The organism is Enterobacter sp. BIDMC92, from assembly GCF_001030225.1.
In the GTDB taxonomy this organism is placed as follows: Bacteria; Pseudomonadota; Gammaproteobacteria; order Enterobacterales; family Enterobacteriaceae; genus Enterobacter; species Enterobacter sichuanensis.
Genome location: NZ_KQ087598.1, coordinates 2,214,949 through 2,239,999, shown reverse-complemented (window position 1 = coordinate 2,239,999; position 25,051 = coordinate 2,214,949). Strand labels below are relative to the sequence as shown.

General features: G+C 56.0%; 28 protein-coding genes. 11 read left to right on the top strand and 17 right to left on the bottom strand.

Annotation, left to right across the window (positions count from 1 at the left end):
• Nucleotides 1-789 (top strand): hypothetical protein, encoded by a 789-nt coding sequence (locus SP99_RS10460; protein ID WP_025757931.1) that lies wholly within the window; start codon nt 1-3, stop codon nt 787-789.
• Here SP99_RS10460 and SP99_RS10455 read toward each other — a convergent pair.
• Nucleotides 770-1,171 carry a GNAT family N-acetyltransferase gene (locus SP99_RS10455; protein ID WP_231584227.1) on the bottom strand — a complete coding sequence of 134 codons (402 nt, stop codon included), beginning with the start codon at nt 1,169-1,171 and terminating at the stop codon, nt 770-772. The two genes, SP99_RS10460 and SP99_RS10455, sit on opposite strands and share 20 nt — an antisense overlap.
• A 107-nt stretch (nt 1,172-1,278) precedes the next feature.
• Nucleotides 1,279-1,860, bottom strand: a complete 582-nt coding sequence (locus tag SP99_RS10450) for a TetR/AcrR family transcriptional regulator (RefSeq protein ID WP_047958516.1) — start codon at nt 1,858-1,860, stop codon at nt 1,279-1,281.
• A 102-nt stretch (nt 1,861-1,962) separates the two neighbouring features.
• Between SP99_RS10450 and SP99_RS10445 the strand changes: the two genes are divergently transcribed.
• The gene (locus SP99_RS10445) at nt 1,963-2,430 is read left to right on the top strand and encodes a nuclear transport factor 2 family protein (protein ID WP_047958515.1); all 468 of its coding nucleotides are present in this window, start codon (nt 1,963-1,965) and stop codon (nt 2,428-2,430) included.
• A gap of 39 nt (nt 2,431-2,469) precedes the next feature.
• On the opposite strand, the gene SP99_RS10440 is transcribed toward SP99_RS10445, so the two are convergent.
• From SP99_RS10440 to SP99_RS10430, 3 genes are all read right to left on the bottom strand, one after another.
• Nucleotides 2,470-3,009 (bottom strand): ester cyclase, encoded by a 540-nt coding sequence (locus SP99_RS10440; RefSeq protein WP_032647031.1) that lies wholly within the window; start codon nt 3,007-3,009, stop codon nt 2,470-2,472.
• Between the two features lie 64 nt (nt 3,010-3,073).
• Nucleotides 3,074-3,793, bottom strand: a complete 720-nt coding sequence (locus SP99_RS10435; protein WP_047958514.1) for an SDR family oxidoreductase — start codon at nt 3,791-3,793, stop codon at nt 3,074-3,076.
• Nucleotides 3,790-4,905 carry an alkene reductase gene (locus SP99_RS10430; RefSeq protein WP_047958513.1) on the bottom strand — a complete coding sequence of 372 codons (1,116 nt, stop codon included), beginning with the start codon at nt 4,903-4,905 and terminating at the stop codon, nt 3,790-3,792. The genes SP99_RS10435 and SP99_RS10430 overlap by 4 nt, the downstream gene beginning before the upstream one ends.
• A 98-nt stretch (nt 4,906-5,003) precedes the next feature.
• Here SP99_RS10430 and SP99_RS10425 point away from each other — a divergent pair, with 98 nt between their 5' ends.
• The 6 genes from SP99_RS10425 to SP99_RS10400 all read left to right on the top strand — a co-directional run bounded on the left by SP99_RS10425 (nt 5,004) and on the right by SP99_RS10400 (nt 12,236).
• Nucleotides 5,004-5,915: a LysR family transcriptional regulator gene (locus tag SP99_RS10425; RefSeq protein ID WP_047958512.1), complete on the top strand. Its 912-nt coding sequence runs from the start codon at nt 5,004-5,006 to the stop codon at nt 5,913-5,915.
• A gap of 135 nt (nt 5,916-6,050) precedes the next feature.
• Nucleotides 6,051-6,665 carry a TetR/AcrR family transcriptional regulator gene (locus SP99_RS10420; protein WP_047958511.1) on the top strand — a complete coding sequence of 205 codons (615 nt, stop codon included), beginning with the start codon at nt 6,051-6,053 and terminating at the stop codon, nt 6,663-6,665.
• Between the two features lie 74 nt (nt 6,666-6,739).
• Nucleotides 6,740-7,849: an efflux RND transporter periplasmic adaptor subunit gene (locus SP99_RS10415; protein WP_047958510.1), complete on the top strand. Its 1,110-nt coding sequence runs from the start codon at nt 6,740-6,742 to the stop codon at nt 7,847-7,849.
• Nucleotides 7,846-10,935 carry an efflux RND transporter permease subunit gene (locus SP99_RS10410; protein ID WP_047958509.1) on the top strand — a complete coding sequence of 1,030 codons (3,090 nt, stop codon included), beginning with the start codon at nt 7,846-7,848 and terminating at the stop codon, nt 10,933-10,935. The genes SP99_RS10415 and SP99_RS10410 overlap by 4 nt, the downstream gene beginning before the upstream one ends.
• A gap of 34 nt (nt 10,936-10,969) precedes the next feature.
• On the top strand, nt 10,970-11,563 hold the full coding sequence (locus SP99_RS10405) for a TetR/AcrR family transcriptional regulator (protein WP_045284311.1): 594 nt from the start codon (nt 10,970-10,972) through the stop codon (nt 11,561-11,563).
• Between the two features lie 73 nt (nt 11,564-11,636).
• Nucleotides 11,637-12,236 (top strand): NAD(P)H-dependent oxidoreductase, encoded by a 600-nt coding sequence (locus SP99_RS10400; RefSeq protein ID WP_047958508.1) that lies wholly within the window; start codon nt 11,637-11,639, stop codon nt 12,234-12,236.
• A gap of 63 nt (nt 12,237-12,299) precedes the next feature.
• Here the strand turns inward: SP99_RS10400 and SP99_RS10395 are convergent, their stop codons facing one another.
• Both SP99_RS10395 and SP99_RS10390 read right to left on the bottom strand, forming a co-directional pair.
• The gene (locus SP99_RS10395) at nt 12,300-12,776 is read right to left on the bottom strand and encodes a WbuC family cupin fold metalloprotein (protein ID WP_047958507.1); all 477 of its coding nucleotides are present in this window, start codon (nt 12,774-12,776) and stop codon (nt 12,300-12,302) included.
• A gap of 138 nt (nt 12,777-12,914) precedes the next feature.
• On the bottom strand, nt 12,915-13,700 hold the full coding sequence (locus tag SP99_RS10390) for a phosphotransferase family protein (protein WP_047958506.1): 786 nt from the start codon (nt 13,698-13,700) through the stop codon (nt 12,915-12,917).
• A 184-nt stretch (nt 13,701-13,884) separates the two neighbouring features.
• On the opposite strand from SP99_RS10390, the gene SP99_RS10385 reads away from it, so the two are divergent.
• Nucleotides 13,885-14,355, top strand: coding sequence for a hypothetical protein (locus tag SP99_RS10385; protein WP_047958505.1), 471 nt, complete (start codon nt 13,885-13,887; stop codon nt 14,353-14,355).
• 97 nt (nt 14,356-14,452) lie between these two features.
• On the opposite strand, the gene SP99_RS10380 is transcribed toward SP99_RS10385, so the two are convergent.
• Nucleotides 14,453-15,364 carry a LysR substrate-binding domain-containing protein gene (locus SP99_RS10380; protein WP_047958504.1) on the bottom strand — a complete coding sequence of 304 codons (912 nt, stop codon included), beginning with the start codon at nt 15,362-15,364 and terminating at the stop codon, nt 14,453-14,455.
• Between the two features lie 242 nt (nt 15,365-15,606).
• Between SP99_RS10380 and SP99_RS10375 the strand changes: the two genes are divergently transcribed.
• Nucleotides 15,607-16,545: an omptin family outer membrane protease gene (locus SP99_RS10375; RefSeq protein WP_047958503.1), complete on the top strand. Its 939-nt coding sequence runs from the start codon at nt 15,607-15,609 to the stop codon at nt 16,543-16,545.
• Nucleotides 16,546-16,596: 51 nt separating this feature from the next.
• Here the strand turns inward: SP99_RS10375 and SP99_RS10370 are convergent, their stop codons facing one another.
• From SP99_RS10370 to SP99_RS10360, 3 genes are all read right to left on the bottom strand, one after another.
• Entirely contained in the window at nt 16,597-16,971 is a 375-nt protein-coding gene (locus tag SP99_RS10370) for a cell envelope integrity TolA C-terminal domain-containing protein (protein WP_047959803.1), read from the bottom strand.
• Between the two features lie 116 nt (nt 16,972-17,087).
• Nucleotides 17,088-17,570, bottom strand: coding sequence for a glutathione peroxidase (locus SP99_RS10365; protein ID WP_047958502.1), 483 nt, complete (start codon nt 17,568-17,570; stop codon nt 17,088-17,090).
• Between the two features lie 152 nt (nt 17,571-17,722).
• Complete coding sequence (locus tag SP99_RS10360; protein ID WP_047958501.1) at nt 17,723-18,115, bottom strand: hypothetical protein; 393 nt, start codon at nt 18,113-18,115, stop codon at nt 17,723-17,725.
• Nucleotides 18,116-18,323: 208 nt separating this feature from the next.
• Between SP99_RS10360 and SP99_RS10355 the strand changes: the two genes are divergently transcribed.
• The gene (locus SP99_RS10355; protein WP_047958500.1) at nt 18,324-18,944 is read left to right on the top strand and encodes a LysE family translocator; all 621 of its coding nucleotides are present in this window, start codon (nt 18,324-18,326) and stop codon (nt 18,942-18,944) included.
• Nucleotides 18,945-18,983: 39 nt separating this feature from the next.
• Here SP99_RS10355 and paaY read toward each other — a convergent pair whose 3' ends face one another.
• The 6 genes from paaY to paaH all read right to left on the bottom strand — a co-directional run bounded on the left by paaY (nt 18,984) and on the right by paaH (nt 25,050).
• Nucleotides 18,984-19,580 carry a phenylacetic acid degradation protein PaaY gene (gene paaY / locus SP99_RS10350; protein ID WP_047958499.1) on the bottom strand — a complete coding sequence of 199 codons (597 nt, stop codon included), beginning with the start codon at nt 19,578-19,580 and terminating at the stop codon, nt 18,984-18,986.
• A 9-nt stretch (nt 19,581-19,589) separates the two neighbouring features.
• Nucleotides 19,590-20,525 carry a phenylacetic acid degradation operon negative regulatory protein PaaX gene (gene paaX / locus SP99_RS10345; RefSeq protein WP_047958498.1) on the bottom strand — a complete coding sequence of 312 codons (936 nt, stop codon included), beginning with the start codon at nt 20,523-20,525 and terminating at the stop codon, nt 19,590-19,592.
• Between the two features lie 133 nt (nt 20,526-20,658).
• Complete coding sequence (paaK, locus tag SP99_RS10340) at nt 20,659-21,981, bottom strand: phenylacetate--CoA ligase PaaK (RefSeq protein ID WP_047958497.1); 1,323 nt, start codon at nt 21,979-21,981, stop codon at nt 20,659-20,661.
• 27 nt (nt 21,982-22,008) lie between these two features.
• Complete coding sequence (gene pcaF / locus SP99_RS10335; RefSeq protein WP_047958496.1) at nt 22,009-23,214, bottom strand: 3-oxoadipyl-CoA thiolase; 1,206 nt, start codon at nt 23,212-23,214, stop codon at nt 22,009-22,011.
• The gene (paaI, locus tag SP99_RS10330) at nt 23,214-23,636 is read right to left on the bottom strand and encodes a hydroxyphenylacetyl-CoA thioesterase PaaI (protein WP_045286536.1); all 423 of its coding nucleotides are present in this window, start codon (nt 23,634-23,636) and stop codon (nt 23,214-23,216) included. Before paaI ends, pcaF begins: the two co-directional genes overlap by 1 nt.
• Complete coding sequence (gene paaH / locus SP99_RS10325; RefSeq protein ID WP_047958495.1) at nt 23,626-25,050, bottom strand: 3-hydroxyacyl-CoA dehydrogenase PaaH; 1,425 nt, start codon at nt 25,048-25,050, stop codon at nt 23,626-23,628. The genes paaI and paaH overlap by 11 nt, the downstream gene beginning before the upstream one ends.
• Nucleotide 25,051 lies beyond the last annotated feature (1 nt).

Genomic DNA, 25,051 nt, shown 5'->3' with positions numbered 1-25,051 from the left:
ATGGGAACGGCGATATTTATGGTGCTGATGGTCTGCGGGTACTGGTACACCAGCCGCGACCTGTCGACCCGCTTTAAAATCAAGCGTTCCTTTGGCTGGGATGTCTATTTTCTGGTTGCGCTTTATGGCTCTATTTTCGTTCTGCAAGGCGTGATTGCCACGGGGCTGCTCTGGCTGCTGCTGCTCGCCCTCTCCGCCGCCAACAACGCTTTTCACTTTGCCTCTCCGAAATACACCGACTGGCAAATCGACTTTATGAACTGGAGTTTTTTAGGTATTCAGGCGCCGGTGGTGGTGATGCTGGCCTTCGCCATCCTGTTTTGCCTCTACCGCTCTAACTGGGCAGGCAGCGCCAGACTGGACGGCGAGAGCCGGAAAAAGCTCTACAAACGGCTTGCGCAGGCGAGCGGGATCGAACAACTGCTCTATCAGTGTATGGAGCAAGGCGAGCTGGCGCAGGTCACGCTGCGCTCGAGGCGGATATACGTGGGGATGATCCACACCGCGACGCTGGAATATGAAAAAACGGCCAACATCGTGCTGATCCCGATGTTGAGCGGGTACCGGGACGCGAAGACGATGAACCTGCGCATCGAGAATAATTACAGCAGGTGGTATGCGGAGCATGACATCACGCTCGACTCGGAACCCCGCAGCGCCATGTCATTCCGCAAAGTGATTTTACTCAATCAGATTGAGAGCCTGTCGTTGTTCGATCCCGCCAGCGCCAGTGCGCTGTCGCTGGCACAGCGGGACGAGCATGCGTGTGCTAAAGAGACATCCCCATAATTCTGAGTATGCTCTGCTGAGAAGCGGTTTCGAAAAGAAAGTTCTTAATGCAGAGCATGCCCTGCTTTTGGTAAAACCGGTACGCGCCCGCATTCTGCTCAAGCACCTCCAGCCAGAGATAGTTTTTCCCCCTGTTCCGGGCCAGGTCGATAATGGTGTTGAACATGAACTGACCATAGTTCTTGCCGGTTTCAGCAGGATCAAGGTAGAGCTTGTTAAGGAGCACGCCCTGTTTATCCGTTTCTGGGATCGTGGCCTCCCAGGTCGCTTTCATGAACCCCACGGGGCGATCGGTTTCGGCTACAAACCAGGAAACAGGGCTCTCAGTCAGGCTCTGCTCGACGACGGAAGGGGCGTACTCGGCGTCCAGAAAATCCTTCATTTCTGCGCCTGACACCCACAAATGCTGAAAATGGGCGGGATAAATGCGGTATCCCAGCTCGCTTAACAGTGTTGAATCGGCCACGGTGGCCTGTCGAATTCTAAGCATCATTTGCCACCTGGTAAGCCTGCCAACGCCCGCTTCAACGACGTGATGACCTCATCCGTCCCCATGCCCATCTGCGCATGAATAATGGCACCGTCAATGAGCAGCATGATTTCATTGACGATGTGCTCATCAGCGATCCTCGTCAGCGACGCAATAATATTCTTTGTTTCGATTTTATGATCGCGACATATCGCTTTTATTTCGCTTTCAATATCTTCGGATTTGGCTTCCGCGCTGGCATTAATAAATGCGCAACCGTGGAACTCGGGTGAAACAAACCATTCATATAGCGTTGCAGAAATCGCATCAGCAGGTATTTCGCCTTCATCGAGATGTCGGCGCAGCGTGGATTCAAACCAGTCAATCCATATTTCATGCCGATACTGCAAATAGGCAAGGATAAGTAAACTTTTACTCGGAAAGTGACGATAAAACGTCACCTTGGTGACTTTCGCCTGCTTGATAAGCGTATCCACGCCGGTTGCTTTAAAGCCCGTGGAATAAAACAGATCGTGGGCCGTTAGTATTATTTTATCCCTGACGCTGATTTTTTTATCGTTGCCTGCAGCTTCTGCTTTCATTTTTCCACAGCCTCATAAGGGGGGTTGACAGCGTTATTTTACAGGCATAGATTACCGCAAGTAGACAGATCTGTCTACATATAACTCACTGAGGTAATCGCCATGAACACACGCCCTCCCTTACCGCCCTTTACCCGTGAAAGTGCGACAGAAAAAGTCAGACTGGCAGAAGATGGCTGGAACAGCCGCGACCCGGCGAAAGTCGCGCTGGCCTATACGCTGGATACCCAATGGCGCAACCGCGCCGAGTTCGCCACCAACCGTGACGAGGCGCAGGCGTTCCTGGCGCGGAAATGGAAAAAAGAGCTGGATTATCGTCTGATTAAGGAGCTGTGGGCCTTTACGGATAACCGCATCGCCGTTCGCTATGCCTATGAGTGGCATGATGATTCCGGCAACTGGTTCCGCTCGTACGGCAATGAAAACTGGGAGTTCGCACCGGACGGGCTGATGAAGCGTCGTTTTGCCTGCGTAAACGATATGCCGATAAAAGAATCGGAACGGCTGTTCCACTGGCCGCTGGGCAGACGCCCGGACGATCACCCTTCGCTGAGCGATCTTGGCTTATAGGATTTTCGCATCACTCCGGGCCGCCCCGGAGTGGTGAATTTACAGTGCGCCCAGCTGTTTCATCAGCGTCAGGTTGTCCTCAATATGCCAGTTAGCCGCAATCTTGCCGTCAGCGATCTCATAGATATCCGTGGCGATAAAATCTATTTTCTGCCCCTTTCCCTTCAGCTTGCCAAATGTCCCGGTGAATGTGCCGTGAAAATGTAAATGCGAGACCACGCGATTGCCTGAAATAATCATTTGCTCAACGTCGCAGCGTAAATCAGGCACGGCTGTACGAAACGCACGCGAGGCTAAAATAGCGCCTTCGGGACCTTGCTTACGACCTTCCGGAGGCGTTTTATCAATAAAATTCACTGCCAGCGCATCACGCGCCAGGGACTCTTCTCCCGTATTCCAGAACGTTGCATATTCTCTGGCAACGGCTTCATTCGCCCTTAATTGCGCCTGGGGTAGGCTCTTATCAACAATAAGCTGTTTCGGTGGAAGCCATTCCAGCTGCGCCGAAAATGCGGTGCCGGACAGACCGGCAAGAATAAGCATCGCCACAGCTGGACGAAAACACGTCGTATATTTCATGATATCTCTCAATAGAGTATTACATTACTCGCAGTCGATTTCCTGCGGTTCAAATCCGCGAGGGTCAGTTAATTAACGCCCCGCCCTCAATATCAATGATCGACCCCGTGACAAAGGGATTATCAATAGCGAAAAGATACCCTTGCGCGATGTCCTCCGCCCTTCCCCAGGCTTTGGCTGGCAGGGTTTCCGCCGCGCCAGCGAGCATTTTTTCCCGCGCGGCGGAGTCCATGCCCGCGTACGCTTCCGTGTCGGTCAGCCCCGGACTCACGACGTTGACGCGCAGCGGTGAAAGCTCTTTCGCCAGCACTTTTGTCGCGGCCTCAATCGCGGCATTCATCGTCGTTTTAACAATGGCACCCGCCACGGTGCGACGCGCCACGAACCCGCTGGTGAACGTCAGCGTACCGCGGGGAGCGATGTTCCCGCTGAGATAGCGGGCGACATTGATGCTTCCCCAGAATTTTGTATCAAAGGCCAGCCTTGCAGCGCGGAGATCCAGCCCGGAAAGAAGCCCTCCCGGAGCCTGTGAGCCCGCGGTAACGACAATATTATTGACCTCACCCAGCGTTTCACCGAGCGCGACAAGTTCTGCCTCACGGCTGATATCCAGCACGAGGGTGTGAACAGACGCGGCGTGGGTGCTCAGCCGTTGCCGCGCAGCGTTCAGCTTCGCGCCGTCGCGGCCCGCAAGAATAATTTCCTCGCCTCGCCAGGCAAGCAGGCTGCCCACGGCGAAACCGATGCCGGACGCGCCGCCGATAATTAAGGTTTTACGGGTCATAACGTTTCCTCCTGCAGGGTGTAAATGGGGTAATCGGTATAGCCCGTCGCGGTGCCGCCAAACAGCGTGGCGGGGTCTCGCACCTGGGCCAGAGGCAGCTGGTGCGCCAGCCGGTGGGGTAAATCCGGGTTGGCAATAAACGGCCGTCCGAAGGCAATCAAATCGGCATAGCCGGCAGCAAGGATCTTTTCCGCTTTTTCAAGGTCATAGTTACCCGCAACGATAAGGGTTCCGCTAAACGTCTCGCGAAGGGATCGACGGAACTGTTCAGGTACCTGCGGCGCATCGTCCCAGTCGGCTTCCGCCAGGTGGATGAAAGCAATACCTTTTTGCTCACACCAGGCCGCGAGCGCGAGTATGGCTTCCGTCACCTGCGGGTCGTTCATCCCGCGCTGGGTGATAAACGGCGAAAGACGAATGCCCGTTCGCTCGTGACCAATGGCCTCAGCAATGGCGCTTAACACTTCCTGAGCAAAGCGGATCCGATTCGCCAGCGTGCCGCCGTACTCATCCGTGCGTATATTGGATGTCTGGCGCAGGAACTGGTCGATTAAATAACCGTTACCGCCGTGAACCTCCACGCCATCAAATCCGGCCTGAACGGCATTCAGCGCGGCCTGGCGATAGTCCGCGACGATGCTGTGAATGTCCTTGCGCGAAAGCGTTCTTGGCTGCGGGCAGTCCACCATTTGGCCTTCACCCTTTTCATTCACCACCCATACCTGCGCGTCCGGCGCCAGCGCTGACGGGGCGACGGGCTGGCCGTCCTGATGAAAACTGGCGTGGGACATTCGCCCGACGTGCCAGAGCTGAGAAAAAATGAGTCCGCCCGCCTGATGCACGGCGCCCGTGATGAGTTGCCATCCTGAAACCTGCTCCGGCGAATGAATGCCGGGCGTCCAGGAGTATCCCTGACCCTGAGGCGAGATCTGCGTGGCTTCGGTGATGATTAACCCCGCGCTGGCCCGCTGCCGGTAATATTCCGCCATCAGTGCAGAGGGAATATTCCCCGGCTGAAGGGAGCGCGCGCGGGTCATCGGCGCCATGACGATACGATTTTTCAGGTCCTGCGGACCTAACCTGTAGCGTTCAAAAAGTGAGGTCTGTTTCATGTTTCATCCCTTATGGTTTGGATGAAACCACTTTACAGACAGCATCTGCTTTTGATAATTACGCTAAAATCAGATGCACTTTTCGGAAAAGATGAATAATGGGAAAACTCGAAGACATGGCCCTGCTGGTTGAAGTCGCTGAGGCCGGTGGCCTTTCCGCTGCCGGACGACGCCTGTCGCTTTCCCCTGCCACCATGACGGCCAGGCTGAAGGCGATTGAAGAGCGCTACCAGACCCGCCTGTTCCATCGCTCAACGCGGTCGATCACCCTGACCCGTGCTGGCGAAGAGTTTTACCATGCCGCGCTGCGCGTGCTGGAAGAGGTTCACCATGCCGAGTCGTTACTGACGCAAAAAGAAGGCGTGCTCAGCGGTAATATTCGCCTTTCTGCCCCCTCTGACTTTGGCAGGCAGTACCTTAGCCCCGCCGTGGTTGAGTTTTCCCGCCACCATCCCGACGTGAAATTTTTCATCTCGTTAAGAGAGCACGTTGAGGACCTGGTCGCTAACCGGCTCGATATGAGCGTGCGCTTCGGCAACCTCCCGGACAGCAGCCTTGTCGTCAAAAATATTCGCCCCAATCATCGGGTACTGGTCGCCTCCCGGTCCTATCTTACCGCCCATGGTGTCCCGGCCACGTTTGCGGAGTTAGCCCATCACCGGTGCCTGGCGCTTGAGTCGCAGGGGGTGGTGATGAACGAATGGCGCTTTGAGACAGAGGGCAAGGAAACGGTCGTTCGCGTCGATCCTGCCATGGTGTGTGACGACGGCGCGCTGCTTCGTCAGTGGGCACTCAGCGGGGCGGGCATCGCGGGGAAATCGTGGTGGGACGTCAAAGACGACGTTGAGACAGGAAGACTCACGGTGCTGTTTGCCGACAGCTTCACCGGCTTTAGCCGATACGACCGCAAAGACGTCGGGCTGCAGTTTGTCTACCCGCAGCGCACCCTGCAGCCGCTTCAGGTCACAGCGTTCAGTCAGTTTTTTCTCGACTGGCTTAAAAAACAATAACGCCAAAAAACGGTGATACACTACCTCTCACCGGGTCATCGTCCCGTCTGAATGACCTGGTACGAAAACACAGGTAACCAAAATACAAAATGGTCACTCGTTGTTAATCGTAACCTGTCACGCTAAGCTTAAATAATGACTAAAAATATGCCTACCCCATCATCACGTGGTCCACTTGACCACACTGTCAGAGAGCAAATCGTCGAAGCGGCTTTTGAGCACTTCGGCCACTACGGCTATGAAAAAACCACCGTGGCCGAGCTGGCCAAATCTATCGGTTTTTCTAAGTCCTACATTTATAAATTTTTTGAGTCCAAACAGGCAATTGGTGAAGTGATCTGCGCTAACCGCCTGGAACTGATCATGGCGGCCGTGCTTTCCGCCATCGAGGACGCGCCCTCAGCCAGCGAAAAACTGCGCCGTCTTTTCAAAGCGCTAACCGAAGCAGGCAGCGAGCTGTTCTTCCACGATCGTAAGCTTTACGACATTGCCGCCGTCGCCGCACGCGAACAGTGGCCCTCAACGGAACGGTATGCAGAAAGCCTGATGAAGCTGATTGAGAGCATCATCATCGAAGGCAGGCAGGCCGGTGAGTTCGAGAGAAAAACGCCGCTGGACGAGGTCACCCAGGCCATTCACATGGTGATGTGTCCATACATCAATCCCGTACAGCTGCAGTACAACCTCGAAACAGCCCCAACTGCGGCAGTGCTGCTCTCTTCACTGATTTTACGAAGCCTGGCCCCCTGATTTGTGACCATTGACAATATTGGTCACTAGTCAGAGAATGCGGATACCGTTCTGTTACGTCAAAAAGGTTTCCCATGCTCAGGCTCACTTCAGCCCGCGTTGCCGTTTGTCTCCTGCCGTTCGCCCTGGTGGCATGCGGCGATACGTCTTCGAGTGACGATCCGCGCACTCAGCCGCCGCTTGTCAGATCCGCCTCTGTCGCACTTGCCAGCGACACAGCCCGCGCCTTCACGGGCGTGGTGGTCGCCAGAACGCAAAGCGATTTGGGTTTCAGGGTGCAGGGAAAAATCCTCGAACGTCTGGTGGATACCGGGCAGACCGTCAAACAGGGTCAGCCGTTGCTGCGCCTTGACCCGGTGGATCTGAAATTACAGGCCCAGGCACAGCAGCGCGCGGTGGACGCCGCCCAGGCGCGCGCCCGGAAAGCGTCCAGCGATGAGGCGCGCTATCGCGGTCTTGTGGCTTCTGGCGCCGTGTCCGCCGCGGAGTATGACCAGATCAAAGCCGCTGCGGATACGGCCAGAGCTGAGCTCAGCGCTGCCCGGGCGCAGGCCAGCGTGGCGCAAAACGCCACGGGTTATGCCGTACTGCTGGCGGATTCAGACGGCGTGGTGATGGAGACCCTCGCCGAACCGGGTCAGGTGGTCAGCGCCGGTCAGGTGGTGATCCGGCTTGCCAGAGCTGGACAGCGCGAAGCGCTTGTACAGTTCCCGGAGACCCTGCGTCCTGCCGTCGGCAGCGCCGCGCAGGCCACGCTGTACGGCAATGAAAAACACCCGGTCAGCGCAACACTGCGCCTGCTGTCTGATTCCGCCGACGCCACCACCCGCACCTATGAAGCACGCTATGTCCTGGAAGGCACCCTGGCAAACGCGCCGCTGGGGGCAACCGTCACGCTCCAGCTCGCCGAGCGCCAGGCGCAGGGCCAGGTGATGCAGGTTCCGCTGGCCTCCCTCTACGATGCAGGCAACGGCCCCGGCGTCTGGCGCATTTCCGATCGGTCAGCAAAAGTTGCCTGGACGCCCGTTACGGTGCAGAGCGTGGGGGACGATGCCGCGCAGGTCACGGGAGGCGTGAAGCCCGGGGAGAAGATTGTTGCGCTGGGTGCCCATCTTCTGCATGAAGGTGAGACCGTCAGGCTGGCCGAACAACGTCATGCCGGCCTCGCGGAGACCACGCCATGAGCGAAAACCGCTTCAACCTGTCAGCGCTCGCCGTTCGCGAGCGTTCAGTCACGCTGTTTCTGATCGTTCTCGTAACAATTGCCGGTATTTACGCCTTTTTTGGCCTTGGACGCGCAGAAGATCCGCCTTTCACGGTGAAGCAGATGACGGTGATTACCGTCTGGCCGGGTGCAACCGCGCAGGAAATCCAGGATCAGGTTGCCGAACCGCTGGAAAAGCGCCTGCAGGAACTCAAATGGTATGACCGCACGGAAACCTATACCCGGCCCGGCATGGCCTTTATCACGTTGTCATTGCAGGACAAAACGCCGCCCGCTGAGGTGCAGGACGAGTTCTACCAGGCGCGGAAGAAGCTGGGAGACGAAACCCGGCGTCTCCCGTCCGGCGTCATCGGGCCGATGATCAATGACGAATTCTCGGATGTCACCTTTGCCCTCTTTGCCCTGAAAGCGAAAGGCGAACCGCAGCGGCAGCTGGTACGTGATGCCGAAGGCCTGCGCCAGCAGCTCCTGCACGTCCCGGGCGTAAAGAAGGTGAACATTATCGGTGAACAGGCTGAGCGGATTTACATCTCCTTCTCGCATGACCGTCTGGCGACGATGGGGCTCTCAACCCAGGATATCTTCACTGCGCTCAACAGCCAGAACGCCCTGGCCGCTGCTGGCTCCATTGAGACCCGGGGCGCGCAGATTTTTATTCGCCTCGACGGTGCTTTCGACGAATTGCAAAAGATCCGCGATACCCCCTTTGTGGCTCAGGGCAAAACCCTCAAGCTGTCCGATGTGGCCACGGTTGAACGGGGCTACGAAGATCCCCCGACGATGCTGATCCGTAATCAGCATGAGCCCGCCCTTCTGCTGGGCATTGTGATGCGTGAAGGCTGGAACGGTCTGACGCTGGGTAAAGCGCTGGATACAGAAGCGGCGAAAATTAATGAGGGCCTGCCGCTCGGCATGACCCTGACCAAAGTCACCGATCAGTCCGTGAATATCCGCTCGTCGGTCGACGAGTTTATGATCAAATTCTTCGTCGCCCTGCTGGTGGTGATGGTGGTCTGTTTTGTCAGTATGGGCTGGCGCGTGGGCGTGGTGGTGGCAGCGGCGGTCCCGCTCACGCTGGCGGTGGTCTTCGTGGTAATGGAGGCCGCAGGAATAAACTTTGACCGCGTCACGCTGGGCTCCCTGATCCTCGCGCTTGGCCTGCTGGTTGATGACGCCATTATCGCCATCGAAATGATGGTGGTGAAGATGGAAGAAGGTTACGACAGAATCAAAGCTTCCGCCTACGCCTGGAGCCACACCGCCGCGCCCATGCTGGCGGGTACGCTGGTGACGGCCATTGGCTTTATGCCGAACGGCTTTGCCCAGTCGACCGCCGGGGAATACACCAGCAACATGTTCTGGATTGTCGGCCTCGCCCTGATTGCGTCCTGGTTTGTCGCCGTGGTGTTCACGCCGTATCTGGGCGTGAAGATCCTGCCAAACATCCCGGTCGTGGAAGGTGGCCATGCCGCCATCTATAACACGCCTCGCTATAACCGTTTTCGCCAGCTGCTTGGCCGCGTTATCGCCAGAAAATGGCGGGTGGCCGGCTCGGTCGTCGCCATTTTTATCCTCGCCGTGCTTGGTATGGGGCTGGTAAAAAAACAATTTTTCCCGACCTCCGATCGCCCGGAAGTGCTGGTTGAAGTCCAGATGCCCTACGGTACCTCGATTGCGCAGACCAGCGCCGCCACCGCAAAAATTGAAGCCTGGCTAAGCAAACAGCCGGAAGCCAAAATCGTTACCGCCTATATTGGACAGGGTTCACCCCGTTTTTATCTGGCGATGGCCCCCGAGTTGCCCGATCCGTCTTTTGCCAAAGTCGTGATCCTCACAGACAGCGAGACCTCACGCGAGGCGCTCAAGTTCAGGCTCCGGCAGGCGGTTGCCAGCGGCCTTGCGCCGGAAGCCCGCGTGCGGGTAACGCAGCTGGTGTTTGGCCCGTACTCGCCCTTCCCGGTGGCCTGGCGCGTTTCAGGACCGGATGTCGCAGCCGTGCGTGGCATCGCTGATAAGGTGAAAGCCGTGCTGGAGGCAAGCCCGATGATGCGCACCGTCAACAGTGACTGGGGCTCGCGCGTGCCTGTATTACATTTCACCCTCGACCAGAACCGCCTGCAGGCGACGGGGTTAACGTCCAGTGACGTCGCCCGCCAGCTCCAGTTTCTGTTGTCCGGTGTGCCTGTTACCGCCGTACGGGAAGATATCCGTTCGGTAGAGGTGATGGGCCGCGCCGCGGGAGATATCCGCCTTGATCCGGCAAAAATTGAGGGGTTCACCCTGGTCGGCAATGCGGGACAGCGTGTTCCGCTGTCCCAAGTCGGCAAGATTGAGATCGGCATGGAAGATCCTATCCTGCGCCGTCGCGATCGCACACCGACCATTACCGTGCGGGGCGATATCGCCGACACGCTTCAGCCACCGGATGTGTCGGTTGCCATCATGAAGCAGCTCCAGCCGATTGTTGATGCGCTGCCAGCCGGGTACCGCATCGACATGGCGGGGTCGATTGAGGAATCAGGTAAAGCCACACAGGCCATGCTCCCGCTGTTCCCGATCATGATTGCCCTGACGCTGCTGATCATCATTTTGCAGGTGCGTTCCCTCTCGGCGATGGTAATGGTGTTTCTTACCGCGCCGCTGGGATTGATTGGCGTAGTCCCCACCCTGCTGATGTTTAATCAGCCGTTTGGCATCAACGCCCTGGTGGGCCTGATCGCCCTGTCAGGCATTCTTATGCGCAATACCCTGATTCTGATCGGGCAAATCGACCATAACCAGAAGGCGGGCCTCGATCTGTTCCAGGCGGTGGTTGAGGCGACGGTCCAGCGCGCGCGCCCGGTATTACTGACCGCGATGGCTGCCGTGCTGGCGTTCATTCCCCTGACGCATTCGGTGTTCTGGGGAACGCTGGCCTGGACGCTGATCGGCGGAACGTTGGGGGGAACCATCATTACGCTCGTCTTCCTGCCAGCGATGTATGCAATCTGGTTCCGGATCCGCCCTGCGGAACAAGGCGTGCAGCTCCCTGCTGAATACGTGTAAACTACCCTCAGTAATTAACTGACCCGAGGAAAACATGGTTGTTAAGCGCTTAAGAAAAGAGGATCGCCGCGTGCAGCTGCTGGAGGTGGCGCGTGGCATTGTCCGCCAGCAAGGCACGGAGGCACTGACGCTGGGTTACCTGGCGGAACGGGCCAACGTGACAAAGCCGATCCCCTACGACCACTTTGGCGATCGCGAAGGGCTGTTGATGGCGCTGTACCAGGATTACAGCGATCGGCAGTTGAAAAAATTCCGTGAAACACTGGCGGTAGACAGCAAAACGCTGGAAAAGACGATCCGCTTTTTCAGCGCCGCCTATATCGATTGCGCCATCACCGCGGGGCCCGAAACCGGCCCCATCGCCGCGGCGCTGTCCGGGTCCCACGCGCTGCAGACCTTCCGGGAAGCGTGCGTGGCAGAGTGTGCGGACTGCCTGCGCACCGCACTTTCTCCTTTTGTCGTGCTCAAAGGTGTCCAGGGGGAAGCGGTGCTGACGGCCATTTTGGGTGCTGCGGACGCGCTCAGCGCCGCCGCAGGGAGCGGTGCGCTCGCCCGAAATGTTGCGGAAGATATGCTCAGCGGCGCCATGTCCGGCGTGCTGGAGACCTACGCGAAAAGCACAAAATGATCGTAGCAGGCAGATTGACAGGTAAGTTACCAATAGTAATATAGGGGGCAATTCACTCCCTGCTGAGGTTGCTATGTCTGCTAAAGATGTCATCAAAAATGCGCTGATCGTGACGACTCACCCTGTCGAAAACTCGTTGTCTCATTCACTGGCCGATCGCATTGCCGGACAGCTTCGCGAACAAGGCACGCAGGTTGAAAGGGCTGACCTGCATGCCGAAGGTTTTAATCCGGCCATGTCGCGCGCCGATCTGGATTTTTATCATGGCGAACCCGGCGCCCTCCCCGACGATATTCTGCGCGAGCAGCAGCGCGTCGAGCGAGCGGATATGCTGGTGTTTGTCTTTCCGGTGTACTGGTGGTCAGTTCCCGCGCTGTTGAAAGGCTGGTTCGATCGCGTATTAACCCTGAACTGGGCGTATAAGGTAGCCGACGACGGCCGGATTGTGGGCAACTTAAGGGATGTTCCCGTCCGCCTGATTGCCACTGGCGGCAGCGATCTCACCGGATTTGATAAACACGGCTATACGACAGCGATTCAGACGCAGATCATCGAAGGCGTATTTGGCTTCTGCGGGTTGAAGAACGTCACGCTCGATATTCTCTACCAGGCCGATACGGCAACACCTGCTCAGGTTGAGGATTTTCTGCAAGGACTCAATATTGCTGATTAATATCAGCCTGTGATTGAAATTTCCCGGCGCATCTTATCGCGCGCCGGGCACAGATGAGACCCCTTACAGGATAAAACCCCCATCACCCACTTGCGCCTGCGCGTACCATTGCATCAGCTTTTCGGTGCCGGGTGCGTTTTCAGCAGGTGCCCATGGGGCAAAATCAGGCCCGGCAACAGGCTGATATCCGCCGTGTTTAACCTCAAAAATAACGCCACCTTTATCCAGTGACAGCACGGCATGCCAGGTGCCCGCCTCCATCTCCAGCACCTTGCACGCGTCACCCAACACCACGCGTTGAGTCACGTTACCGTTGTCATCAAAATTCAGCACCAGAAAGCGGCCACTTAGCGCTGTCAGTAATTCAAAGGTATGCGGGTGGCGATGCGGGCGAACATAGGTGCCAGGCTCCATGGCAATGGCCAGGCGCTGAACCGGGTCGCTCAGTTCAGGGTGTAAATTACGATGCGCACGTAAGCGAGGGGAATTGGCGGCCTGCTCGCTCTGTTGCTGCAGATCGCTGAAAGTAATTTGTTTCATATACACCTTTGTGAATGGGGTCAGCTGACGGCACCCCGAGTGCCGCAAGGCGTTATACCATTCTGAACAGACTGTGGGCTACGGCATTTGTGAAACAAAACGCTGCCTGAGTTATCGGCCTGGAGGCTGAAAATGGCCTCAAAGAAGGGTGACGGACTCATCCAGCCAGCCGGGAAGATGATCCCTGTACCAGTTAAGGTAGATATTCAGATCAGGCTTTTTCCTTTCGTGCAGTAATAACACGACTTCAGTGACAATCCATGCTTTGGCGATAGTGATTTCTCTGGCTAACCTGTCTGCAAGGCAATGAGCAGTAAATAAACAGTAGCGTTCGGCAAGCTGCAAAATGCTTTGTCTTGTACCCATCCCTTTCACCAGCGGAGCAAGGTCGATAGCCGGACTGCCCGTGCCGAACCTTTCCCAGTCAAAAAGGATCACATCGCCGTTTTCTCTTCTGCCCCAGTTACCCGCATTCGTATCACCTGAAATCAAACATTCCTGATTAAACAAAACGCTGCCCGCCTGGTGAAAATAACGCAACTGCCGCTCAATGCGGACGGGTAATTCCAGAAGAGACAGCGATCTTTCAAGCGATGACTCAGGCCAGCTATGGGGGTGATAAATCCATGCGGGGTCGGCAGGATAATCGTGAAGGCGTGAAAGTCGTCTCAATATTTCGTCAGCAGTAACCTCATCCTGGGAGATCTTATGCGGAACGTACTCGAGCCTCAGGACGTGTTGATGAGGATCTGAGTGCAACAGTCGAGGTGATTCAACAGCCCTCTTGAGTGGCTCCGCCGCACGCTCATAAAAGCAGTATTCAACATCACTAACAGGGCTTTTTTCAATTATCTGATTGCCATGTTGATCCGTCAAAAGGCGTACCTTTGCAGCGCCCATTTTGGATAAGTTGTCGGTAGACATACCGTCCTCATTCGATACGTTCGGTTTCTGGTCGTAAGTATAGCGTGATGGGGTAAATAAGATGTTGAGTAAAACTCACACTGACGCTCACTATTTATCGTTTTTCAAACGTAATCACGTTAAATACCATCAGGTCATCATCCCTTTAAAATTATAAATATCACTCTGCCTGTATGGAGCACCTATGACACTCGATGTTTTACTCCCGGTCATGAAAATTATCGCGCCGCATAAAAATAATATCGCTGAAAGCTTACATGACTTAATTAAAATACTGTCAGCAGAAAAAGAACATTCCGAAGCGCTGTCACCCTTTATTCATCGACTGCATCTGCTCTCTTTCGCCCAGAGCGCGCCGGGTAACGCCGAGGCGCTGCTCGCGGCGCATCTGCCAAAAGAAGATGGGCTCCTTCCGCTGCTTGACTTCGCGGACTGGCCCCGGGTGCGTTACGCCACATCAGGTGAAGTACAGACGCCTGAGTCTGAGGCGTACTTCCAGAAAATAACAACGGCTGCCAATCTGTTACGTTCAGCATTGATTGATGCTGAGCGCGAAAAAGGTACGCCTGCGCTTTATATTATCGATAAATTGCTTAATCTGAACAGCGCGCTGCCGGAAAGATATAAACAAATGGCAAATATTCCCTACGCCTGATGTTATGCCTGTGGCCGTCCTTTTTGACAGGTGACGCTGCGCTTACCCGGACTCTGTTGTAGGCCCGTGCAAGCGTAGCGCCGCCGGGCGAAGGTGACTATTCAACGTTCAGACAGACAATATCCAGAGCAGGAACCACCGGCGTATGGAGGTTAAGCCAGTCCCGCAGGCGTTCGATACTGTGTGTTCTGATGGAATTTTTCGGCCAGACAAGATAATAGCCGTCGCCTGTGTCGATGGCTTCCCTGAAGGGTAATGCAAGCAGTCCGCTTTTCAGGGCTTCCAGCGTGAGCCGAAGATCGGCCATCGCAATACCATGCCCGTGCATGGCGGCAAGACTTCCCTGCTCCAGGGTGTCGAACACGATCCCGCCACTCATGTCGAGCCCCGGATATAACCCGGTCCTTTTCAGCCAGCGTTTCCAGTCCCGTCTGTCCGGAGAGGGATGGATAAGATCGCACTGCGAAAGCTGGTGCCGGGCAGACTCCAGCAAAGACGGCGTACACACCGGAATGAGCCATTCGCTGAAAAGCAACCGACTCTCCGTTGACTCGCCAAAGTAGCCATTGCCGAGGAGGATTGCGCAATCATACGGCTCGCGGCTGAAGTCCACGGTGTCAAAGTCCATCCAGACGCTGGCGATTTCAACTTTAGGTTTTGCATGGTTCTCGCGAAAGGATTTGAGGACATTCAGAAGCCAACGCATCGTCAGGGTGCTGGGCGCTTTAAGGCGCAACAGATGATTTTCACTTCGGAATGCGCGACAGGCCCACTCGATATTCGAGAAACTTTCGCTAAGCTGTCCTGCCAGGATACGCCCGGCGTCGCTGACCTCGACTCTCGGCCCCTGCCGTTTAAAGAGCTCACAGTCAAACCACGTTTCAAGCGTCCGGACATGCCTGCTGACCGCACCCGGTGTGATATTGAGCACTTCAGCAGCTTTGCTGAAGGAGTTCAGCCGCGCGGCTACTTCAAAAGCGCGCAGGGCATACAGCGGAGGTAAGGACATAATTTCCCTTTAAGTGACGAATATTCATCGCGTTATTCTTTCAGCTAATAACCGTTGGGCGGTTACTCACGAGATTAATGTGTCCGATCTTTTCGCCGGGTACAACACCTGTATTCACAAGATTATATTTCGCTTAAGTTCAGACACGAAAAAAAATACCAAAACTGGCAGTTGATTCTTATTTGTATGACTTTTAAGATTTGTCTGCAACTCATTGATTAATTTGATTTAGGGAAATAAAAATGACAAATAAAGTCGTTGCGGGAATGATGATGGCCGCGTTTTCAGGGGCAGTATATGCAGGACCAGCACAAGTCACTCCGGATTTTTCACCAGAGAGTTTAACGGTTTCAGCCTCTGCAGGGATGCTGAGCGGAAAATCTCACGAGATGGTTTATGACGAAGTGACAGGAAGAAAAATTAGCCAACTGGACTGGAAAATTAAAAATGTCGCCATTCTGAAAGGCGATATTTCCTGGGATGCTTACTCCTTTTTGACACTGAACGCTCGCGGCTGGACATCCCTCGCATCAGGCTCTGGTCATATGGATGACTATGACTGGATGAATGCAAAACAATCCTCCTGGACAGACCATTCGAGCCATCCAGCGACGAACGTTAACTATGCCAATGAATACGATCTCAACGTAAAAGGTTGGATCTTCCAGGGCGATAATTATAAAGCGGGTGTTACCGCAGGTTATCAGGAAACCCGCTTCAGCTGGACGGCGACTGGCGGTACTTACAATTACGATAACGGCACCTATAAAGGGAACTTCCCGGCAGGCGAACGCGGCATTGGTTATAGCCAGCGTTTCTCCATGCCGTATATTGGTCTTGCAGGACAGTACCGATTTAATGACTTTGAGTTTAATGCCCTGTTTAAATTCAGTGACTGGGTCCGTGCGCATGATAACGACGAGCACTATATGCGCGATCTGACCTTCCGTGAGAAAACTAGCGATTCCCGCTATTATGGCGCATCCGTCGATGCCGGGTATTATGTCACTCCGCATGCCAAAGTATTTGCTGAATTTACCTATAGCAGCTACGAAGAAGGTAAAGGCGGTACGCAGATCATTGATACCAACACCGGGCAGTCCGGCTCTATTGATGGGGACGCTGCGGGTATTTCTAACCACAACTATACCATTACAGCGGGTCTGCAATATCGCTTCTAATCCAGGCCGAATGTTAATACAGTTCAGGCCCCTGATGGGGCCTTTTCTGCGCTAACCTCGCATGTCAAAGCCGGATTTTTGAAAATCTCTGTAGACTTCCGGATTGTTGAAGGCCGGGAATGTGGCTTTTTGGGCTGCTGATTTTAGCGCTTCGCACCAGGCTTTATTGCCGTCGCTGGTTGAGATATTTAAAGCCGTGCCATCCTGAGCAAATTCAATATGTAACCGGCATTTTTTCCCTTTCCACTTTTGCGGCTCGTCAATTTTGTCTTCTATTGCCGCCTTGATCGCCCGTGCCTGCGCCCCCCATTCATCCTGATCGTCCCAGCGTCCGGAACCACAAGACCCCGTTGCCGTGGTCTTATGGCACCCGGAAGGATGTAACGGCGCGCATCCCGCAGCCAGGCTCGCCACAATGGCCAGCATCACGATTTTCTTTACTGTGTCAGACACGCCCACGTCTTGCTCCTTAAATCCATTTAAACCTCAACAGTGTTGGCCTATTCTTTCGTAACTGGTGGTCGCTACTCAACTACTAATAATTAGCCTGTCAGTGCGGCACGGATCGCCGATTCCATTTTCTCGGGCGTGGTCATCGGTGCAAAACGTTTGAGCGGTTTACCGTTGCGTCCAATCAGGAATTTCGTAAAGTTCCACTTGATCCGCCCACCCAGCACGCCGGGCAATTCCTCTTTCAGGTAACGAAACAGCGGGTGCGCAGCGGCGCCATTGACCTCTATTTTCTCGAATATCGGAAAACTGACACCGTAGTTTATGTGGCAGATTCTTGAGATGTCTTCGGCGCCGCCGGGTTCCTGTTTACCGAACTGATTACAGGGAAAGCCAAGCACCACAAATCCCTGAGGAGCGTATTTCTTGTATAACGCTTCAAGAGCAGCGTACTGCGGCGTAAAGCCGCACAGGCTAGCCGTATTCACGACCAGCACCACCTTACCCTCATAGTCGGCCATAGCGACCGGTCGGCCATCCAGGCGGGTGGCTGAAAATTGATAAAAATGCGTCATACTGGCAACCTCAAAGCGGAATGTATTCACCCTCAACATTACCACATAGCACGTGATTCGGATCTTTACAGCCACAGAGCGACATTGAGGATTAAACTATCTATACGCCGTTATATAAGTCCCAATAAAATGAGTCTTTCAGCCGTTAATACTCAAGGATGATTGAAAATTTGCGTCACATGGAACCCCTCAGGTAAATGAGGTACGGGATGAGGTAATAAAGGATCAAAATACACACCTTCGTAGCAGGCAATCCAGTGGCGAGCCCCACTCGTAACATTATCCCAGCGGCCATGAAATATACCATTAATTTTCGGTTCACTGGCCCCGTCATGTTTTATAAACGAAATATTCTCCAGTCCGATATAAAGCAAAAATCGTTTCATTTGCGCAAGATTGACACGTTTATATTTATCACAGAAACCTTTTTCCATTGCAATGTGTAACGTTTCTTCATAAGTTTTTTGAAGTAAACGGGCCATAACAGCAATACCACACCCTTCGTGCTGATAAGGTTGTTGGACATGCTTATAAGTCATTTTCATCGGAATCATCCATTTTTTATTTTCAGGAATTACGTTTAATCCACAGATTATTATCGGCCCCCTGAAGCGTTTCTTGATAACAATAGCGCGTTGCGATGTAAGACTGGTTAAGAAACCATCTTCGCCGACTCAACCAGCGGTTAAATTTCAGCAATGGATTGCCTGGGGACAGGTGTATGAGTAAAATCCAATCTTTCGGGTAAAGAAAATGACTGTTGCTGATTCACTTCTCACTTTCTCCTTCGCTGCACTCCTGCTCACTCTCACGCCTGGCCTGGATACGGCTCTGATTCTTCGAACGGCCTGCGCTGAAGGGGGACGAAAAGCTATTCACACTGCGCTTGGCATCGATGCTGGCTGTTTTATATGGGGAGCGCTGGTCGCTTTGGGGCTTGGCGCTCTGCTGGCCGTTTCTGAGCTGGCTTACACCGTGCTGAAAATTTGTGGTGCAGCCTATTTAAGCTGGCTGGGCTTACAGCTGCTGGTACGTCCCCGATCGTCTTTCGGTCTCAGCGACGGCAACCATGCTTCTCATGGGAACTGGTTTATGAGAGGGATGATGGGTAATGTGCTCAACCCCAAAATGGGTATTTTCTATGTCTCTTTTTTGCCTCAGTTTATACCTGCCGGTCACTCTCCTTTACTCTGGACGTTTTTGCTGGTCAGTATCCACGTGACAATCGGCACGATATGGTCAGTGACGCTTATTTTATCGACGCATTTTGCGTCAGGCATCCTGAAGAGAAGTGGCGTGATCAAGGTTATGGACAGGGCAACAGGAGGCTTGTTTTTGTGCTTCGCGGCTAAACTGGCGCTAAGCACAAGATAAGTCTCTTTCGTCCGCTTCTGCCGCGAAGCGGACCTCCCCCTACACCGACGACTTCGGCCGTAAATTCTCATCAAACGTCAGCCGTTTCCGCTCTGGCTCAACCTCACGCAGCGGCTCCACCTGATGCATCGTCAGTTTGCAGCGTTCCACCAGCACCTGATACTCCCGCGTGCCCTGCTGCTTCCAGGCCAGCTCCTGCTCGCTCAGCTCACGGATCGCTTTTGCCGGGCTACCGATGATCAAATGGTTGGCGGGCATCTCCGCTTTCGCCTTCACGAACGCCGCGGCGCCGACGATGCTGTTCTCGCCAATGACGGCGCCGTCCATCACCACCGCGTTCATGCCCACCAGCGCATTGCGGCGGACCACACAGCCGTGAAGGATCGCACTGTGGCCAATATGCCCGTCCTCTTCCACCACCGTGTCCTGCTCCGGGAAACCGTGCATGACGCAGTTATCCTGAATGTTCGCCCCGTCTTTCACCACGATACGGCCGAAATCACCGCGCAGGCTGGCATTGGGGCCGACATAAACACCTTTGCCCAGAATCACGTCGCCAATCAGCACCGCCGTTGGGTGTACATAGCTCTCGTCCGGCACCACCGGCGTCAGACCGTCAATTTGATAAACTGGCATCCTCACTCCTTATGCGCTTGTCAAACCGCCAAAGCGTTGATAGTAGAGCGTGCCGGGCACAGGCAGTTCGCCGACGGAGGTTTCGCCCTTCTCGCTGACAAACGCCAGCGCCCCCGGTGCCACACGCTGATAAATATTGATGCAGAGCTGTCGGGCGCTTTGCCCGGCCCAGTGCGCAGGCAGTAACTCCTCCGGCAGCAGCGGGTCTTTCAGCACCACACGACGATAAAAGTGGATCAGTAACAGCTGGATCTGGAAGCAGCGTTCCGGCGTCAGCTCTTCCGGCGTGGCCTCTTTCAGCAGCGGCAGCAGCGGGCGGAACGAGCTGATAAACGTCTCGTACATCGCGTTTTGCTCGGTCAACTGCCAGCACTCCTCGACCCGGGAACGCAGCGCGGCGCGGGAGAGCGCCAGCGGCGAGTGGGCTTCGAAGAAGATCACGTTTTCTGCCACGCCGGCATCGTGTAGCAGGGACTGCACATCCGCCAGATGCTGCGACGGCGAGGCCATCAGGCTCGGCGCCAGCGTGCCAAACCCCTGCCAGATAAGCTGTTTTTTAACGTCGGCGAGGGTGTTTTTATCCAGCCCCTCGGAGAGCAGCAGTAACCATTTACCATCCCAGGCGGGCAGTTCCGCGCGGTAGATCTTATTCTCCGCGCGACGCGTCAGGCGCAGCCCTTTATCACTCAGGCGGTAAAAGCTGCGCCTCCCGATGCGCGAGACGTCGAGCCAGCCCTCTTTGTTGAGGCGGAACAGCGCGGTACGCACGAAGCGTTCACCAAACCCCAGCCCTTCCAGCAGGGCGGCCAGACTACCGAGCCAAATCTCACCGCCGCGATGGGAAAGCGCGTCACCGTATAACGAGGAAATAAGGGATGTCCCGCTGACTGGAACAGAGCTGACCGCGTGCTGGATAAAGGCGTCGAGTTTATTCATGTGATTCATTCTGTTGTTATTTTTGTCCTGGATGAATCATAGCATACCAATCTGGCATCGACCCTCACCCTAACCCTCTCCCAAAGGGAGAGGGAACTTAATACACCCTCTCCCTTTGGGAGAGGGCTGGGGTGAGGGAAATTTAACCGTTGGCTGCCACTTTACGCAAATCAAACACCCGGCAGGCTTTGCCCTCTGAGCGCGGGATACTGCCGCAGTTCACGATCGTCACGTCGGTGGAAATCCCCACCATCGACTTAATGCGGTGACGCAACTGGTGACACACCTGGCAACGCTGCTCGTGCGTTAGCGTCAGGCTGCTCTCTTTTAGCTCCACCTTAACGGAAAGTGAATCAAGATGCCCGCAACGGTTGACCTCCAGCTGGTAGTGCGGAGAGAGGTGTTCAAACTTCACAATCTCCTCTTCCAGCTGTGACGGGAAGACGTTAACGCCGCGGATGATCAGCATATCGTCACTGCGGCCGCTGATGCGGTCCATGCGGCGCATGCTGCGCGCCGTCGCCGGCAGCAGACGCGTCAGGTCGCGGGTGCGGTAGCGGATCACCGGCAGCGCCTCTTTGGTCAGCGTGGTGAACAGCAGTTCGCCCTGCTCGCCGTCATCCAGCGGCGTGCCGTCGTTCGGGTTGACGATTTCCGGATAGAAGTGATCTTCCCAGATGGTCGGGCCGTCAACGGTTTCGATACACTCCATCGCCACCCCGGGTCCCATGACCTCCGAGAGGCCATAGATGTCCAGCGCCGTGATGCCTAAGCGTTTCTCAATTTCGTGGCGCATCGCCTGGGTCCACGGCTCGGCGCCGAAGACACCCACGCGCAGGGAACAACTGCTGGCATCGCCGCCCATCTGCCGCTCCAGCTCCTCAATCAGGTTGAGGCAGTAGGAGGGCGTCACCATGATCATATCCGGCTGGAAATCACGGATCAGCTGCGCCTGTTTCTCCGTCTGGCCGCCGGACATCGGGATCACCGTCGCCCCTAAGCGCTCGGCACCATAGTGTGCCCCCAGCCCGCCGGTAAACAGGCCATAGCCATACGCCACGTGAATTTTGTCCTTCGCGCTGCCGCCCGCGGCGCGCAGGGAACGGGCCACCAGATTGGCCCAGTTGTCAATGTCGCCTTGCGTGTAGCCGACAACGGTCGGTTTGCCGGTGGTACCGGATGAGGCGTGAATACGCACCACCTGCTCCATCGGCACGGCAAAAGTATCGAATGGGTAGTTATCCCGCAGGTCCTGCTTGGTGGTGCACGGGAATTTACGGATATCCGCCAGCTCTTTGAAATCGTCAGGGTGAACGCCCGCGGCGTCAAACTTGCGTTTGTACATCGGCACGTTGTTATAGGCGTGATGCAGCGTCCATTTCAGACGCTCGGTCTGCAGCGCCTGTAACTCGTCAATGGAGGCCGTCTCAATCGGATCAAGCTTTGTTGTATTTGTCGTTGTCATTGCAGGGTACTCACATTGAAAATTTGATCAAACACGCTCAAGGATCATGGCAATGCCCTGACCCACACCGATGCACATCGTACACAGCGCGTACCGCCCGCCGCGTCGATGCAGTTCATTGCTGGCTGCCAGCGCCAGCCTGGCCCCGCTCATTCCGAGCGGGTGACCCAGCGCAATCGCCCCACCGTTTGGGTTAACGTGCGCGGCATCATCCGGCAGTCCCAGCTGACGCAGCACGCCCAGCGCCTGGGAGGCGAAAGCTTCGTTAAGTTCGATAACGTCCATATCGTTAATACTGAGTCCGGCACGCTCCAGTACCTTGCGGGTGGCAGGTACCGGGCCTAATCCCATCAGTCGTGGCGCCACGCCGGCCGTTGCCATCGCCACGATCCGCGTGCGCGGGACTAACCCCTGCGCCAGCGCCGTCTGCTCGCTGGCAACGATCAGCGCCGCCGCGCCGTCGTTGACGCCGGAGGCATTGCCCGCCGTGACCACGCCGTTCTGACGGAACGGCGTTTTCAGTGCGGCCAGCTGTTCAAGCGTGGTGTCCGCACGCGGATGTTCATCCACGCTGAATTCGGTGACCGCGCCCTTTTTACCCGCGACCTGCACCGGCACGATCTCCTGCGCCAGAATGCCGTTCTGCTGCGCCTGTGCGGTACGCTGCTGGCTGCGCAGCGCAAAAGCGTCCTGATCGGCACGACTGATATTTAACAGTTCAGCTACATTCTCTGCCGTTTCCGGCATACTGTCCGTTCCGAAGTGCTGATGCATGAGCGGATTCACAAATCGCCAGCCGATGGTGGTATCAAAGATCTCCGCCTGACGCTGAAACGCGGCGGTGGCTTTGCCCATCACAAACGGCGCACGGGACATCGACTCCACGCCGCCCGCAATCAGCAGATCGCCGTCACCCGCTTTGATGGCGCGTGCGGCAAAACCAATCGCGTCCAGCCCGGAGCCGCACAGGCGGTTGATGGTGGTCCCGGAGACCGTTTGCGGCAGCCCGGCCAGCAGTGCCGACATACGCGCCACGTTGCGGTTATCTTCCCCCGCCTGGTTGGCGCAGCCGAAGATCACATCATCTATCCGCTCGAGGTCGAGCTGCGGGTAGCGGGCCAGCAGCGCACGCAGCGGCACGGCACCGAGATCGTCGGTCCTTACCGTGGAAAGCGCGCCGCCGTAGCGCCCCACCGGGGTTCGAACGCCATCACAAATAAATGCATCACCCATCAGGCCTCTCCTGTCACACTGCCGCCGATGCGGTGAGATTTCCCGCGAAAAAGGGCGACGGTTTTCTGTTGTTGATTTTGGATCTCAATGTCATACACGCCCGTCAGCTTGCCCTGATGCTTCACCCGCGCGGTGGCGGTAAGCGTGTCCCCGGCAAAGCCCGGACGCAGAAAATCAATCGAGCAGCCTGAGGCCACCGCTGCCAGCCCCTGGCTGTTGCAGGCGTAGGCAAAGGCGGTGTCTGCCAGCGAAAACAGCTGTCCGCCATGGCAGGTGTTGTGCCCGTTGAGCATCTGCGGGGTGATGGTCATGGTCACCACCGCGTAGCCCTCGTCCATCTCGACAATGTCCATCCCCATCGCCTGCGCGCAGGCGTCCCGTTCGTACATGGCGCGGGCGTTGTGCCAGGCGTTATGACTCATAGCTACTCTCCAGAAGCGCGCGCTGGCGCAGCAGTGAACAGGGGCGATAGCGTTCCTCTCCGTAATGGCGCTGCAGGTTCTCCAGCAGCGTCAGCAGGCGCTGCCAGCCCAGTCGTTCCCCCCAGGCGATCGGGCCGCTCGGGTAGTTGACGCCAAGACGCATGGCGGTATCGATATCCTTCTCGCTGGCCACCCCTTTTTGCAGGGCATCCAGCGCTTCATTGGCAATCATCGCCACCGTGCGCCAGATCAACAGGCCAGGATAATCGGCGATTTGCACCACCCGTTTTCCCTGCTGTTGCAGGTAGCGGATGACTTTTTGTGTCGAGGTCAGGGGGTTGCTGGCGGCGGCCGCAATCACCGCCACGTCGCCTTCAATGCGGTCCACCACCACCACCGGGCCGCTCAGGCGTAACGCCAGCGCCTGCGCGGTTTCCCCCTGCGTTTCGATGAGATACACATCATCAATTTTTGTGACACCGTCACGTTCTTTCTCGACGCGCATCGGGCTGTAGCTGTCATCTACGGTCTCAATCCACTGTACGGTGGGTTTGTCACCCTGCCAGTCGTAAACGCCCTTCCCGCTCTTTTTGCCCAGCCTTCCAGCCAGCACCAGCTCCTGCTGCACCAGTGAGGGCAGAAAACGCCGCTCCTGCCAGAAGGCGTTAAATACCGAGCAGGTCACCGCAAAATTAACGTCCTGACCAATCATGTCGGTCAGCTCCAGCGGACCCATCGGGAAACCGCCGCCTTCGCGCAGGGCAGCGTCAATCACCTCCGGTGCTGCCACATGCTCTTCCAGCGCGCGCCAGGCTTCGGAATAGAACGGACGCGCGACGCGGTTGACGATGAACCCCGGCGTTGACTGGCAGCGAACCGGCTGTTTCCCCCAGTTGAGCGCCAGCTCGCACAGCGCGTCGGCCACTTCCGGGGAGGTCGCCAGCCCGCTGACCACTTCCACCAGCTTCATCACCGGCGCCGGGTTAAAAAAATGCAGCCCCGCGACGCGTTCCGGGTGGTGTACATCCGCCGCGATTGCCGTGATCGAAATGGAAGAGGTGTTGCTGGTCAGTACCGTCTGCGCCGGGCAGATCTCAGCCAGCCGGACAAACAGTGCTTTTTTCACCTCAAGACGCTCAGAAGCGGCCTCTATCACCAGCTCCGCCATAGAGAGCGCGCTGATATCAGTGACCGGGAGCAGCCGGGCGAGGATCTGTCCGCTGGCGTCCGCAGAGAGTTTGCCGCGCGTGACCCGGGAAGCCAGACGCTGGCGGATCCCCTCAATGGCGCGTGAAATCGCATCGGCGGAGATGTCGTAAATCAGCACCTGATGGCCGTGGCTGGCAGCAACCTCGGCGATGCCGGCACCCATCGTGCCGCTGCCAATCACGGCGACAGTCCGTATGTTCAACATC